Origin of the sequence: Pseudomonas sp. PDM26, from assembly GCF_019219185.1 — a bacterium.
Classification (GTDB): Bacteria; Pseudomonadota; Gammaproteobacteria; order Pseudomonadales; family Pseudomonadaceae; genus Aquipseudomonas.
On the sequence record NZ_JAHUWC010000006.1, the window covers coordinates 286,051 to 299,659 of the forward strand.

General features: G+C 54.2%; 14 protein-coding genes. All 14 read left to right on the forward strand.

The annotated features are described in order from the left end of the window. Positions 1-40 precede the first annotated feature (40 nt). On the forward strand, positions 41-1,837 hold the full coding sequence (locus KW849_RS14635; protein WP_218430020.1) for a VWA domain-containing protein: 1,797 nt from the start codon (positions 41-43) through the stop codon (positions 1,835-1,837). 73 nt (positions 1,838-1,910) lie between these two features. Beyond that, the gene (locus KW849_RS14640) at positions 1,911-2,333 is read left to right on the forward strand and encodes a plasmid-related protein (protein WP_218430021.1); all 423 of its coding nucleotides are present in this window, start codon (positions 1,911-1,913) and stop codon (positions 2,331-2,333) included. A 150-nt stretch (positions 2,334-2,483) separates the two neighbouring features. Next, the gene (locus tag KW849_RS14645; protein ID WP_218430022.1) at positions 2,484-3,314 is read left to right on the forward strand and encodes a hypothetical protein; all 831 of its coding nucleotides are present in this window, start codon (positions 2,484-2,486) and stop codon (positions 3,312-3,314) included. Between the two features lie 196 nt (positions 3,315-3,510). Beyond that, the gene (locus KW849_RS14650) at positions 3,511-4,437 is read left to right on the forward strand and encodes a hypothetical protein (RefSeq protein WP_218430023.1); all 927 of its coding nucleotides are present in this window, start codon (positions 3,511-3,513) and stop codon (positions 4,435-4,437) included. A gap of 93 nt (positions 4,438-4,530) precedes the next feature. Continuing rightward, on the forward strand, positions 4,531-4,968 hold the full coding sequence (locus tag KW849_RS14655) for a hypothetical protein (RefSeq protein WP_218430024.1): 438 nt from the start codon (positions 4,531-4,533) through the stop codon (positions 4,966-4,968). A gap of 486 nt (positions 4,969-5,454) precedes the next feature. Beyond that, positions 5,455-5,928, forward strand: a complete 474-nt coding sequence (locus tag KW849_RS14660) for a hypothetical protein (RefSeq protein ID WP_218430025.1) — start codon at positions 5,455-5,457, stop codon at positions 5,926-5,928. A 64-nt stretch (positions 5,929-5,992) separates the two neighbouring features. Continuing rightward, on the forward strand, positions 5,993-6,640 hold the full coding sequence (locus tag KW849_RS14665) for a hypothetical protein (protein WP_218430026.1): 648 nt from the start codon (positions 5,993-5,995) through the stop codon (positions 6,638-6,640). 372 nt (positions 6,641-7,012) lie between these two features. Next, complete coding sequence (locus tag KW849_RS14670; RefSeq protein WP_218430027.1) at positions 7,013-7,513, forward strand: hypothetical protein; 501 nt, start codon at positions 7,013-7,015, stop codon at positions 7,511-7,513. Positions 7,514-7,680: 167 nt separating this feature from the next. Continuing rightward, on the forward strand, positions 7,681-8,358 hold the full coding sequence (locus KW849_RS14675; RefSeq protein ID WP_218430028.1) for a hypothetical protein: 678 nt from the start codon (positions 7,681-7,683) through the stop codon (positions 8,356-8,358). A 57-nt stretch (positions 8,359-8,415) separates the two neighbouring features. Continuing rightward, positions 8,416-8,967, forward strand: coding sequence for a hypothetical protein (locus KW849_RS14680; RefSeq protein WP_218430029.1), 552 nt, complete (start codon positions 8,416-8,418; stop codon positions 8,965-8,967). 207 nt (positions 8,968-9,174) lie between these two features. After that, a complete protein-coding gene (locus KW849_RS14685) occupies positions 9,175-10,722 on the forward strand; it encodes a DNA cytosine methyltransferase (RefSeq protein ID WP_218430030.1) in 1,548 nt (515 codons plus the stop codon). A 747-nt stretch (positions 10,723-11,469) separates the two neighbouring features. After that, positions 11,470-11,943 (forward strand): hypothetical protein, encoded by a 474-nt coding sequence (locus tag KW849_RS14690; protein WP_218430031.1) that lies wholly within the window; start codon positions 11,470-11,472, stop codon positions 11,941-11,943. A 95-nt stretch (positions 11,944-12,038) separates the two neighbouring features. Then, positions 12,039-12,527, forward strand: a complete 489-nt coding sequence (locus KW849_RS14695) for a RadC family protein (RefSeq protein ID WP_218430032.1) — start codon at positions 12,039-12,041, stop codon at positions 12,525-12,527. Between the two features lie 65 nt (positions 12,528-12,592). Then, the gene (locus KW849_RS14700; RefSeq protein WP_218430033.1) at positions 12,593-13,477 is read left to right on the forward strand and encodes a DNA adenine modification methylase; all 885 of its coding nucleotides are present in this window, start codon (positions 12,593-12,595) and stop codon (positions 13,475-13,477) included. Positions 13,478-13,609: the final 132 nt, after the last annotated feature.

The following is a 13,609-nucleotide window of genomic DNA, read 5'->3' on the forward strand; positions in this document are numbered from 1 at the left end:
CTTTGGGGTAGGTGTGTCTCCACTACCTGGAGGCAACACCATGAATAATTCACTTCAAACAGCACTTCCGATTATCGCTCGCTACTACTGCGATGACCTGGGTGTGAGCGTTGTCTGGGGCGGAAGCCAAGCTTGTACCAGGAACAACGTCATCTACCTTCCAATGATTGAGGCGTCGCCCACCATGTTGAATGTGGCCCTTGGCTACACGGCGCATGAGTCGGCACACATCAAATACACAGATTCGACGGTGTACGACAAAGCAGCACTCGAACCACCGTTCATTGGGAGGTTTTTGAACCTGCTCGAGGATATTCGAATCGAGAAGCGAATGATGACCGACCACTACTCCACCATTCACCCCTTAGCCGTAACGGCCAAAGAGGTGCTGGGAGGCGAAAGTGATCTGTCAGGCAAGACTGAGGCGGTACTGCTTCACGATGGCTGCTTGATCGTTGGGCGCGCTAAATTGCTCAACCAACCACTCCAGCGTGAAGCGGACAACCTTATCTTCAAAATGAGAGAGGTTTTCGGACCTGGTCGCAGTACCAAGATTTTTGGATTGCTTAACCAGGTAGCTGGACTTCCGGACACTGAAGCTGTTTATCAACTGACCCACCGCATCTTGGATGTACTTGATGAGGAAGAGCCGGAAGACGACCAGAGTCAGCAACAGAACCAACAATCGCCGAATTCTGGTCAGGGGTCGAACCCGCCGGATCAAAGCGGACAACCCCAGAACCAGCCTGGTGATGGGGCAGACGATGGATCTGCCAATGATCAATCAGGCGGTGCAGATGATCCGGATGCACAAGCTGGTGGTTCGTCCGCAGGTGCTGGTGATCCTGGCAGCGATGCCGCTGGACCCGATGATGCTCAAACAGCCGGCGCTACTGCCGGTCGAGGAGCAGCTGGGAAACTGAAGCAGAAGATACTTTCTGCAACGGATGCAGACCTCGATGATGCTAAGTCTGATGTCGGCGGGGAAGCTGCAAAACTGATAGGCCAAGCAGTTGACCATTCAACTCCTACACCTGCCTCGGTAGTGAAGGATGCGGTGGGCTCTAGCATTCAAGGGGGAATCGTCGTTCAGAATGGACAGCTTGCCTCTATGGGACTGCGCCAGGTTCTCAACGGACTGATTCAGGGTTCGCGCGATGCACGCGTAAGTCTGCGTCGTACGGGTAGCAAAATCGATTCCTCGCGCTTAGCGCGGGTTCGGGTTGGGGAAAACCGGATATTCCGGCAGCAAGAACCCGTGCAGCGTACCAATGCGGCAATCGAAATTCTGCTCGATGGATCTGGGTCGATGGATTCCCCCGTCAGGGGCCAAAGCAAAACTGCACTGCAGATTGCCGAGGAAGCAACCGTGGCAATTCTCTCCGCATTGGAGGGGATTGCTGGTGTGACTACCGGCGCGATGGTTTTTCCTCGCAATGGTGGCCACGGCACAGCGGTTGGCGTTTTGAAGCGGCATGATCAGCGGCTTGTTGGCGCTATTCAGGAAGGGCGCTTTGGTTTGAAAGCAACCGGTGGTACACCTTTGGCAAATGCCATATGGCCAGCTGCTGGAGATCTGCTGAGGGCCAAGGGCGAGCGGAAAGTGATGTTCGTTATTACCGATGGCGATCCCGACAACGCTGATCAGGCTAAAGCCATGGTTGGTCGTTGCAGGGATTCTGGAATCGATGTGTTCGCGGTTGCTTTTGGGACTGCAAACACAATGAAACTCCATGACGTCTTTGGTAAAGACAGGTGGCAATTCCTGAGTGATCTCGGCGAATTGCGCACTGCGTTAAACAGCCTGGTTCAACAGGTTCTGACACAAGCCGCGTAAAGCGGATTCAACCCAAAGGGGGTATCTCACCCCCTTTGGGGTGGCGTACCTCCTCCTAACCGGAGGTATACCAATGCAATTAGCCATGTTGTTCGGAGAGCAGTCTCAGTCCGAGCTCCCTGACAGCCTCGTGAAAAAAGTTCGTCGCGCGCGTCGCCACCAAGCGATCAGTGCAGTCGAAGTTCAGCAGGTCTCTATCTTCGACCTCCTGGCGCTGCCAGAGGAGGAGTTGGGGCCTGTTGACTGGACGGATGACGATATCGATGTGCTCAGGGAGAAACTGCTGTTTGAGGCGTGCAGTGTCTTTTTGGACAAGCGCGCAGCACTCAGCACTCGGAAAGATCGTTGGGCATGGATCATGAGTGATGAGCTTTCACCATTCTCGTTCAAGGTCTGCATCAGCGCAGCTGGTGTCGACTGCGACAAGTTCCGTGAAAGCCTGGTCGATCTTTGCCGCCGGGAAGGGGTGATTGATCAGCTGCAAATCGCAGCATAACGAATACCTCCTTCAGATAATGGGGGAGGGTATTTGGTAGTAGATGCCCTTGCCACTTGGCTTGTGGTACCTGATGACCAACGTCAACTTAAACCGCTGGGGCGGTACCTCCCCAACGGGTGGTGCTTCCCCTGAAATTTTGGAGGCACCATGCGCTATAACACACAACCGAAACTTGATTTTCCATCGGTGGAACTGTTCCCTTACCGGGCGTCAGGTCATCTTCGTACACGCGAGGAGTACCGGCATCTGGCGGCAAACCTGCAGCAATTCGAGCAGGGGCGCCGGGGCGAGTTTCTCGACCGGCTGAAACAGTTCAAGGCGGTAGGAGAGGAGTCGATACGATCTTTTCCTGCAGCGATGGTTGAGCCAATCTGCAACTACGAGATGCCGCCGGCGCCACGCGTTCTGGTGCACTCGCCTGGGGCGTATGAGACGCACGCCAGCCATCAAGTGGTTGACGATGCTCCGTTGGTATCCATCGATGATTACGCGGGCTACGGCGAACACTCTGGGGGCATCCCTGAGTACCTGTCAGAGCCTGGTCATTTGGAATCACCTTTAGAGGAGGTTCCACCTGGTGACTACAGTGATACGCCTATGGGCGCTATTGCTGATCATGTTCTGCCGGCCGATGTTCTGGCCGACGACAACCAGGTTGATTGGTCAGGCGCTAAGGAGGGCGTCGTATCCCAATACGGTCACTACCACTACAAGTTCGACAAGAACGAATCCATGTCGTATCTGGTTCGTCTTGGCCGCAATGAGTACGTCTGGGGCATTGACCTGGAGCGTGTGGTGAACCTGCAGAGCATTCGGAAGGGCGATCATGTCCAGCTGAAATGCATTGGTAAGCAACCCGTCGAGGTAGAGGCGCGTGTCAAACAACCCGATGAAACGTACAAGATCGAAACACGGATCGTGCAACGAAACACCTGGGTAGCACGCGTTATTGCTCGTGGGCCTGCACAAGCGAAATAGTAAGAATGCTCGATCAGGGTCGCCGTTATGGCGGCCCTGGCTGAGTCTTCAAACGAAAGGGATCGTGCCCTCTCGTTTGAAGATTCTCTGCGCCGGAATGACCTGGTGCACTGAAGCTGATTATTCAGCACTCAACACCCAGTGGGGTTTCATATCCCACTCCGGGGTATGGCTTCACTTCGAAACGGAGATCTCCATGCCCAACTTCATAATGCTGCAGTCGGTTTTTACACAGGCTGCTGCCTTGGGAATTCTGATTCCTGATGAGCTGAAAAAGTTGCCTGGCCTCCTCGATGAGTTCATCTCTATTGCCGACGGTCTCATCACCTCCGCAGACGGCACAGGTTGCTGTGATGAGTTGACGGTTGTTGACGCTGCGAAGGTGACTGAGCTTTCACAGGTGGTAAGTTCGCTGCGCGATGACATCTCCACGCCAAACCTGCCGTCGATTGGGGTTTCCCTTTCGATCTTTGATTGCCATGGAGAGCCCTATGCTAGTCGTGTGGTGAATCTGGCTGCTGCAGGCGTTTCAGATGTTGTTGACCATGCTGCTCAGGCGGTGCTGTTGCACCGTGCAGGCAAGAACATGGGCTCTGTCATGGATGAACTCGAGTCGGCCTTGGTCGTCTACGACGTGATTCCGGAAGAAGGCGATTGGCCCCTTTCCGGCTGCACTGCCAACGTGTCGATCGGCCTTGAGTCGATCGATATCGAGACAGGGCCTGTCTATGGTGGAGCAACTGCCTCTAGTGGCAAAAATGCATTGGTGGACCGAAGCATGCTTCGAGGTGCTCCTGTTCACCACATAAGTGTTGCCTACCCGGGTGGTGGCAAGCTCGGCATCCCGCCGGAAGCGACCCAAGATGGCGCTGAACGCTTGATTCGTGAGCTGGGGTTGGTCCCGTTGAACCTGGTCGTGGAAACACAGGAACTGGGTACCGACTGTGTCGCCGATGTCCGTCTGACGGTTAGTTTGCCCGGGAGCGCTGTTCTGATCGGGGAAATCAGCGATGTAGTGAAATACGCCGCTGAGCATTGGGATCTGCGATTCCGATCCCTACACCCAGCAGAGCAGAGTGAGCTGGTGGATCGTATGGTTCGCACTGTGGGTGCTAACCGCTAACCAGGTGTTCGCAGAGTTACACGTAGTTTTAATAAACCCTTGCGGGGTTCAGTCCCGCTTGGGGCTGGCCCTGCCTATTCCAGGAGTCAGAAAATGAAATTGAAAATCACCAATAACTCTCAGATTAAGTTTGCCCAGCGCCTTCGATTCAACGGGGTGTGGGTACACGACGTCTGGGTTGATGGTCAGTATTTTCAGATTGAGGTTGGCGACGATTCATTCAAGGGCCGGCGAGAGTTCTTCAGCGGTATGTCCGATGTGGAGTTTGAGCGGGATGTTGTTGGTCGTACCAACACCGTGACAATGATGGATCGTACGGCTCCTCCAGAGGCATTGGTGGCTTCGTTCAATCAATGGCGCACGGAGTTTCACGCTGAGCGTGTGAATCGCCTACGCAGCCAGCCAGAGCGCTATGGCGATATAAGTGATGATGATCCGCTCATTCAACCGTACCCGGATGTTGTAGCGGCTCGTTACGAGCTTGGCCAAGGTTGGGTGAAAACAACCGAAGTGGCGCAGTGTGCGGCCTGATTCCAGGACTCAATCAATCTAACAACCTTCAAGTGCGTCACGCATGTGATGCACCTCAAGGCATAGGAGAGCCTATGAAATCTGGAACCAACTCGACTCACCCGATTCAGTTTGAGGGGCAGCTATCGGTCTTCGAGAGCCCTCATTCAGGCAATGCACTGCTCGTCGATCGGGCAGAGTACAACCGCTATAGCCGTCTGGTTTGGGTGGCTCTACTGCCAGAAGATCCAGTTGCGCTGGAGGCAATAGCTCTTCACAGAGCTACGAAACCCTAGCGCCTACTTTTACGTGTCAACCATCCTTGGTCATGCCAAGGATGGGTTTTTCCAGATCACATCCAACAGGACTGCCTGTCGAATGTGATTTCCCTATCCGGCATGTGCTGGAGAGGAAAACAGCTGCATTCGCAGCACAGGCTTCGGCCTTTTTAACCCCTGCGGGCACCGTCCCCGCTTGGGGATGGGTCCGTACTCTCGGAGATGACCCATGACTTCAATCAATAACCTTGTGATGCAGCCTCCCCGGGCACGCGTCTCCTGGCGTCTGTCCTACCTGGGCAGACATGAATACGACTGCTCATTCCTGGGCAGTGATTTTCGCGTCACAGTCCGTGTTACCAGAGAGAGCTATCCGGCTTTCTGCAACCTGAGTGAGGCCGAGTTTGAGCGGTGGGAAAATGGTCAATTCGGCTATGTGACCCACGGTGATCCTTCAAAGCTCACGGCTGAGTTCGTGGCCACGTTCAATCGATTGCGCTTCGAGGAATGGCAACAGCAGGTACAAATCATGCTGAGTCAACCCGAGAAGTACGCTGACTACACGCCCAAGCACTTCTCTGTGTACGTCGGTGCGTCCTACGACAAATCCATAGGTTGGGTTCGGATGCATGAATTCGAGGAAATTCGGGCTCTTGCCGGGATTCCCGAACACATTGCTATCGACCCAACTGTTCGTCACTAAAACCCACCGCCGGGCCCCTGTCCCCGCGGTGGGGCATGGTCCGGCGCCAAACTGGAGAAACACCATGAATGCAAACCAAGCACTGATCGTTGTTCAACGCCTGCTCATTAATGCAGGATCTCGGTTGAAGCTGCGATTGGTTTCACATGTAGGAGCGGATTACTGGAGCTTTTCTGTTGTTGGCCGCGGCCGATTGGGCAAGAAGGTCATCGTGCCCTTCATCCAGGTCACCGACGGCTTCAGAATTCTGGGGATCCTGGACCAGACGGGCCGCAACTCTCATTGGCTTTTCAATGGCCAGGCCGGAACCGGTTGCCGGCAGATTGCTCACTACGGGGATCTAGGGCGTACCGTTGTTTACCACTCGAAGCAATACTTGACCGAGTGGTATGGCAAGAGCGTAGGGGACGCCGGTCTCTCCTCCGCGTGCAAGGCGATCATCGCCAGCGCTCCGGATCGAGAGACCCTGGTCCTTCGTGATCTTGAGTATGAACGTGACGAGCGGCGAATTGAGTTGCCGTCTACGTGCCAGGCTGAAGTCGTGCAGCGATGCATGGATGGGGAAATTGTCCCTGTCCAAGTCGAGCAGTACGAAAGGCTGATTAAGGAGTTCGGCGTCGCAGTGCGGCTTGGCCGCGGTGATTACTGTGGCCAACTGATGTCGAACGATACATCGAAGGTACTGCTTGCCGGCCAATTTATGGCCGCGTGAGGCGCGATCCTTCTTCGGAAGGAGCGCTTTGGAACAACCTGTGAAGTCATGGAATCGGGGCGCGCAAATGCCCCGGTTGCATGCGGCGCTTTGCCCAGGCAAAATCCTGAACAGTTACCCGGTAGCATGTGCTACTTGGTAAAAGAAGCTGGTATCCCAGCATTTCTCTCAGCCCCGGCGGTTCTCCTTCGCTAGGGGTCAAGCTCGCTTCCAATGGGGCGCAATCTACGATTCACAGCCTGCTGACCATCGCTTTCGTGGTGAAGGACACTTCATCGCGCGTGATCACCAGCACCTGTTCGACTTAAAAAACTCAACCTGCGGGGGTGTGTTCCCTGCGGGAGCATGGTCCCGCTCAACCTGGAGAAGACCATGAATTGCAAAACTACCCAGAAGTACATGTTTGCCTTTATCAGCAGCTATCGTGGGACGCACTCCTACGAAGCCAAGTCGATCGAGAATGGCGTTGTTGGCCAGGCGTTACGGTTCGCATGCCGAATAGCAGCAGATCCGTACGAGCAGCCTTGCACGCTTTCTCGTGAGGAGTGGGAGAAACAGGTCAACGGAAAGGTTGGGATGGTGAGCACCTACCCAGCTGAAACCCTGACTGACGAACTCGTGGCCACCTTCAATCGATGGTTATTTGATGAGTGGAAGCGAGACGTTAACTCGATCCTCGCCAGCCCTGAGGTTTACGGCGCTGATGTTCCGAGCCTCTGCCCAGTCTTCGTAGGCGGGCGGTACGACGCGGAAACTGGTTGGTGCGCCCTTCAGAAGTTCGATGACCTAGTGAAGCTTGCCGGCCTGCCGGTGGAGCGCTGCTTGAATCCTCGACTTCCAGGCGTCACCCGGGAAAAGGTGACAGTCGCTTAACAACAGGTTTTTTTGCGAAGGCTCAGGCCTTCAGAAAAGAATCTTTCCTTTCATCGAAGTCCTTGAGGGCTTCGTGATAACAAGCTGGCCACGCCAGCACAACTCAACCCACTGCGGGGCTTCATGACCCCGCATCGGGGTCATGGCTTCGCATTTACCGGAGATCCATGATGAAAGTTTTTGCATACGTACAAGGCGTTGAAAATGAACTCTACAAAGTTTTCGTAACGAATCAGGCTCACACCCATGAGTGTTGGCTGACTGCCGTTTCGCCAAACACCAAAAACCTTTTCGAAGGTTTCAGGCAGGCTTTGGATAAGTTCGAGGCGGGCCAACGGGAGTTTGTAAACCTGGACAGCGTCCACGTCTCGCAGTTAGGTGAGGTGGTCGATGGCGATGTTGCCATTGGTCAACATCGCATGTTCCTGGTGTCAGCCGATGAGCACTATTGGCTGGCCAACAAAAAGGGGATGCTTGCGAAATTGAGTGACCTTGAGTCCACTCTGCAGTCCTACCTGGGGACCGCAACTTGTGTCCTCAGCACGGTCAGCGATGAACACATCGGCGCCGTGGTCACGAACTACTCGCCGATTGAAAATCTTCGACCTCAGGTATTGGTGGTCATGGAGGATGGAAACCCGATTGGGGTTCAGCTTTTTGGGCTCCCAGCTTCAACAGTGGTCTCTGTTCTGGATGTGATCCACCCAGATGACGCTCATTGCTTCAAAGACGAATACCTCGGTGATCTTGTCTATGAACACGGGGACGTCAAAAGTAATGTTCGGAATGTCACCCCAGCGGTGCAGCACCTGAACACCTTTTCGCAACTTGCCAAATTGATCTAACCCATTCGGGGCCATGTCCCGATGGGGCGTGTCCCGTACCTCATCCTGGAGTACGACATGACTACAAAATCCAAGCTTCTCATCAACCTTGATTGCATGTTCATTGGAAGTCACTCTGAAGTGGCATTGGTTCCGGCCGATCTCACCCAGGGAGAAATGCACGCCATCACGGAGAAGAGGTTTGATTCGGTTGACATCAGTGACTATGTCATTGACACCGGAAACGGATCTCAATACGGCTCGCATACCGAATGGGTCGGTGACGATGAAGAGCACACGCTCGAAATCGTGAGAGATTCCAACGGGCAATTGAAAATACTGAAGCAGGAGATCTGTGCTCCTGAGTCGCCCCCGGCCTCGGCTTCCGGCGACGGCCTTCTGTTCATCCAACAGGATGAAGACCTGCACACCATCATTGCTGCCCTGCGGTACTGGCAACAAATGGGGATGTGCGATCCCTTCAAACGGTCGGATGAAATGCATTCGTTGTGCACAAACAACGATGAGCTTGAGTCGTACTGTGAGGACGACCTCGATGACCTGGTCATGAGACTGAACGTCGAGATGAACCCCAAGGATTTCTTGGAAGACATCAAGGCTATCGTCTGATTGTGAGGTAGCCGGCCCTTATGGGCCGGCCATCCTCAGAATGCTTCTGAGTGACTCTGCGCAAGACTCAGTCACAAGCATTCTCTGGCCTCCTCATGTGAGGAGCCAAGATACCCAGCTGGTGGTCACCAGCACATAAACCAAAAACCCACCTGGGGGCATTCATTCCCAGTGGGGGTGGTGCTTCCAATCACTTGGAGTTCCACCATGACTACAGTAATCAACACAACAATTGGCGAAGCAAAGGGCGGCGTTGCGCGACTGTGGCTCGAGGGCCAGAAGCTCGTTCATGCCGGCGTAAAGGTTGGAGCTAAGTACCTGCTGCGAAGCAATGAAACATCCAAACGGCTCGAGTTGGTACCTGTCTCTGGCGAGACGCTGGAAGCGGGTTCCTTCACTGTTTCTAAGCGTGAACGCAACGGTGTGGTTACTCCTCTGTTGGAGGTGCGCACCGACTTACTCAAGACGTTCTTTGAAGGCTGCGAAAAGGTTCGTGTTGCAATTCGCAGTGGTCGCATTGTCGTCACTGCTCTGCAGGTGGATCTCAAGATCAAGGAGCGTGTTGAACGGATAAAACGCAAGCTCACCGAAAAGGTGGCGCTGGCAAAGGGTTCGCTCTATCACGGGAGCGGTATCATCGATAAAGCGCTGCATTCGGGCCTTTTGGTTGCGGGTGTTGCGTCCTTCATTCAAGTCGGCGTCGAGCTCGATTCAAACTATCTGGATGCTTCACTGCGCAACAATCCAGAGCTTTGGACCGAAGAGTCAATCGCGATCAACACCGACATTCGTGACCTCACGTTGGCGGGCGATATTCCGCAATTAGACGTCCTGACAGCCGGGATCCCATGCACAGGCGCGAGCCGTTCAGGCCGGGTGAAGAACAAGATACAGAATGCGGAGGAACACTCCTCGGCAGGTACCTTGTTCATCGACTTCCTGGACTTCGTGAAAGCCTCTAACCCTGCGATCTGTGTCATCGAAAACGTTCCTGAATATTTGGACTCGGTATCGATGACGGTGATTCGCAGTGTGATGACGTCGTTGGGCTACGTTTTGCATGAGACGGTGGTCAATGGGGCGGCTTTCGGTGTGCTAGAGGACCGGAAGCGGATGGTGGTGGTTGCGATCACAAAGGGCTTGGGAGAGGGTTTCACCTTTCCGACGCCCACTGACGTTAAGCCGGTTAGAGTCGGGGATATTCTCGACGAAATCCCTCTCGACAGCTCACGCTGGAAAAGCTACGAGTATCTCGTGGCTAAGGAGGAGCGCGATATTGCGGCTGGCAAGGGTTTCAAACGTCAGTTGGTCACAGCAGACAGTACGTCGGTTGGGACTCTCGGTCGTGGCTATTTCAAAGGACGAAGCACGGAGCCCTTTCTGCTGCACCCTGACCCTACAAAGTCAGAGCTCAGTAGGTTGTTCACCGCTACCGAGCACGCCCGTTTGAAAGGGATCCCGCCAAGTATGGTGGATGGGCTATCAGAAACGATCGCCCATGAGGTCCTCGGGCAGTCGGTTGTGTATCCCGTCTTTCAGGCGGTTGGTTGGGCGCTGGGTATGGCCTTGACTAACCAGGTAATCAATCCTGATTACGTTGCTCTTCAGGAAGAGGGGATCGACAGCTACTGCATGCAAGTCTGTGGAGGCGGAGTGTGCGGTGTCGGTCCTGTTTGCCATATGGGAATCGACTCCTCTACCCATCTTCCACCGAAGTACATCAGTGGGCAGCAGACCCAGTTGGCGATGTTGTAGGACGCCAATTGTCAAAACATTCCTCAGGTCGGCGACATGCCTCCTGGGGGTGTTCGGTACTAAGGGGGCGCTAAGGCCTCGCTGGGACTGACAACGATGTAATTATTATCAACCCTGGCGGGCAGGTACCCCGTCTGGGGCACATGTTCGCCTCGATCGGAGGTGCCATGTGATGAGTGTAATTTGCCAGGCTGCGAGGATGATAGGGAGTCGTAAAATCGTGCGAAAGGGGACTGCAAAGACCTCTGAAAGTACGATATTTCTGTGGGAGCTCGATGACGGAAATACACTGGAGCTTCTGCGGAATGAGGCGCCCATGATGACCGCGCACTTTGTCAGTGTCAGGGAGAGGACGGAGAGGTTTAATGACCTGCTCGAGTACTACGAGCGGCATGCCAAAGTCTTCAGCCCCGACCGCTATCTGGCTGCATAAACCTGCGGCGCTTTGACCGTCCCGAACCTGGGGCGGTCAAAGCTATCGCTCTACCAGGTAGGGAAAATTTGTCGTATATTCACGGTGCATTTAAACCAGATGTTCCGCGATTCAGCTGACTCTTCAGCACCTCTTTTTGATTCCCTCCCGCTTCTCGACTGCTTTCCCAAGCTAGTTTTGCGAAAGCAATTGATTCTTCGCCCCCTGATGTCAGGTGGTGAGATGCCCAGTTGGTGGTTTACCAGCAATTAAAATCCCTAACGGGGCTTCATGCCCCTGCCGGGGCATGGCCTCGCTCTTAACTGGAGTTCGCTATGCAAAATATCTCTTACGACTGCGCTTTTATGGCCGACGAAATCAATGTGACTTTGAAGGTTGATGCGGCTGATCTGAAGGAAGCTTTTTCGCAGTTCCTCAAATCAAGCGTAGGCCTCTTCCTGTCGCAGAAGTACAGCATTGGCACTGGTGATTTGGACTCGATCCCGGGCACTCACTCGAGCGTTGTCACGCTTCAGGAGCAGGGATGGGCGCTGTTTGTATCGCCTACTGATTTGACGCCTGTTCCCACGGTTGTTGTGCGCCGCACAACCAATGACGAAGTCCTCGTTGAGAGTAACCAGGTAGTCCGGGTGCTCTATCTCGAGGATGACAAATCTGGGGATTGGGATCCTGATGAAAGCAACTGTGTGACGCTGGCAAATACTGAAATGTGGCTAACGCGCTTCGATGTTTCACCCACGGATCTGGGGCCTGTACTGGCTGATCTTAAAATTGGGATTACCGCCTGAGCCTTTTGGCTTTTGCGGACCTCTAACAAACTATTAACCCATTGGGGGCGATCCCCTGATGGGGGGAGCCTCTTTTCGTTGCTGGAGGCTCGACAATGTTTATCGAATCGGTCGACAACCCTAATGTTTTTCAGTTGCTCGGAGACACCGTCACGGCCGATGAAATCATCGAAGCTGCGAAGGGGATCATCGACAAGCGCTTTGCTAAAGGGGTTCGTTTTGACAGTCCGGACCGCGCACGGCATTTCTTCAAGTTCAAGTTGGGTGAGAAGGACCGGGAAGTGTTCGGCGTCGCCTATCTGGACGCCCAGCATCGACTCATCGCATTTGAAGAACTCTTCGCCGGCGGCCATCAGAAGGTTGGTGTCCATCCTGGCGTGGTTGCCAAGCGGGCGCTCCTGCACAATGCACCCAAAGTCATTTTGGCGCACAACCACCCAAGTGGTGATTGCAACCCATCGCCTGATGACATCTCAATGACGGCATCGCTGAAGCAGGCTTTGATGCTTGTGGAGGTGGAGCTCATTGATCACATTATCGTTGGTAAGCACTGCTACAGCATGTGCGACAACGGTCAGATCTAAATCCTTCCCATCGGGCGCATCACATCCCGGTTGGGTTGTGGTGTGTCCCACTACGGAGATGCGCCATGAAATTTAAATCCTCAGTTGTTAGCTATCCGGACCGTGGTCATTGGGGGGATAGTCGCTACCGTGGTAACTGTACAGGCGCGATCGTAAGGGACTTCTTCGGGACGTATCACACCCGAAAGGATGGTCTTGCGTTTGACCCTAGTATCGGCGGCGGGACGTCTGTTGATGTCGCCAACGAGCTCGGTCTCCGGTTCAAGGGAACCGATCTGCACCAGGGCACCAACCTGTTGCTGGACGACATGCGGACCTTTCTTGGAGAGGAGGCCCACTCCTGTTGGTGGCACGCACCCTATGCGTCGATGCTGGTTTACAGCGGAGAGGTCTGGGGTGAGCCAAACAAGTGGGACATGAGTCGAATGGCCCTGGCCGAGTTCACGGAGGCTCTTGAGCTCTCCATCATGAACATTCATGACGCCGTCGAGAAAAACGGGCACTACGGGATTCTCATGGGCAATCTCCGTCGCCAAGGTCAGTACCTTAATTTGTCATCGCTCGTCGAACGCGTCGCACCGGGTCGGCTTGTTGATGAAATTATCAAGATTCAGCACAACTGCGTTTCTGATCGTCGGGAGTACCGAGGCAACATCGTCAGGATCGCCCACGAGAAGCTTTTGGTCTTCAAGAAGAACAAGGACTCTCTGTACTTTCTAACACAGGTCGACAAACGTGCTGCGTCATGGGTTGGGACTACTTGGCGGGCCGCGATTCGTCGCATCCTTCAAGGTGGCAAGGTCCTGCACCTCAAAGAGATTAACCAGTTGATCGAGCCGTACGCAGGTACACGTTCAAATCAGCACTGGGAGGCAAAAGTTCGTCAGGTGGTTCAGGACGCGCGCTTTTTTGAACGCGTTGCCCCTGGTACCTACCGGCTGGCTGCCTAATTCGTCTCGCACCGCCCTGGGGAGTTCCCGGGGCGGTGTAGAGACCGCTTCGGCAAGAGCATTGCTCAAGCGGTTTCATTCGAACCAATGTTGGTTCGATTTGAAAGTAGCTGCGCTTCTGCAGCAATAAAA

Coding starts and splice junctions, on each gene's coding strand:
- KW849_RS14635 (WP_218430020.1), top strand. CDS start 41: ATGAATAATTCACTTCAAACAGCACTTCCGATTATCGCTCGCTACTAC.
- KW849_RS14640 (WP_218430021.1), top strand. CDS start 1,911: ATGCAATTAGCCATGTTGTTCGGAGAGCAGTCTCAGTCCGAGCTCCCT.
- KW849_RS14645 (WP_218430022.1), top strand. CDS start 2,484: ATGCGCTATAACACACAACCGAAACTTGATTTTCCATCGGTGGAACTG.
- KW849_RS14650 (WP_218430023.1), top strand. CDS start 3,511: ATGCCCAACTTCATAATGCTGCAGTCGGTTTTTACACAGGCTGCTGCC.
- KW849_RS14655 (WP_218430024.1), top strand. CDS start 4,531: ATGAAATTGAAAATCACCAATAACTCTCAGATTAAGTTTGCCCAGCGC.
- KW849_RS14660 (WP_218430025.1), top strand. CDS start 5,455: ATGACTTCAATCAATAACCTTGTGATGCAGCCTCCCCGGGCACGCGTC.
- KW849_RS14665 (WP_218430026.1), top strand. CDS start 5,993: ATGAATGCAAACCAAGCACTGATCGTTGTTCAACGCCTGCTCATTAAT.
- KW849_RS14670 (WP_218430027.1), top strand. CDS start 7,013: ATGAATTGCAAAACTACCCAGAAGTACATGTTTGCCTTTATCAGCAGC.
- KW849_RS14675 (WP_218430028.1), top strand. CDS start 7,681: ATGATGAAAGTTTTTGCATACGTACAAGGCGTTGAAAATGAACTCTAC.
- KW849_RS14680 (WP_218430029.1), top strand. CDS start 8,416: ATGACTACAAAATCCAAGCTTCTCATCAACCTTGATTGCATGTTCATT.
- KW849_RS14685 (WP_218430030.1), top strand. CDS start 9,175: ATGACTACAGTAATCAACACAACAATTGGCGAAGCAAAGGGCGGCGTT.
- KW849_RS14690 (WP_218430031.1), top strand. CDS start 11,470: ATGCAAAATATCTCTTACGACTGCGCTTTTATGGCCGACGAAATCAAT.
- KW849_RS14695 (WP_218430032.1), top strand. CDS start 12,039: ATGTTTATCGAATCGGTCGACAACCCTAATGTTTTTCAGTTGCTCGGA.
- KW849_RS14700 (WP_218430033.1), top strand. CDS start 12,593: ATGAAATTTAAATCCTCAGTTGTTAGCTATCCGGACCGTGGTCATTGG.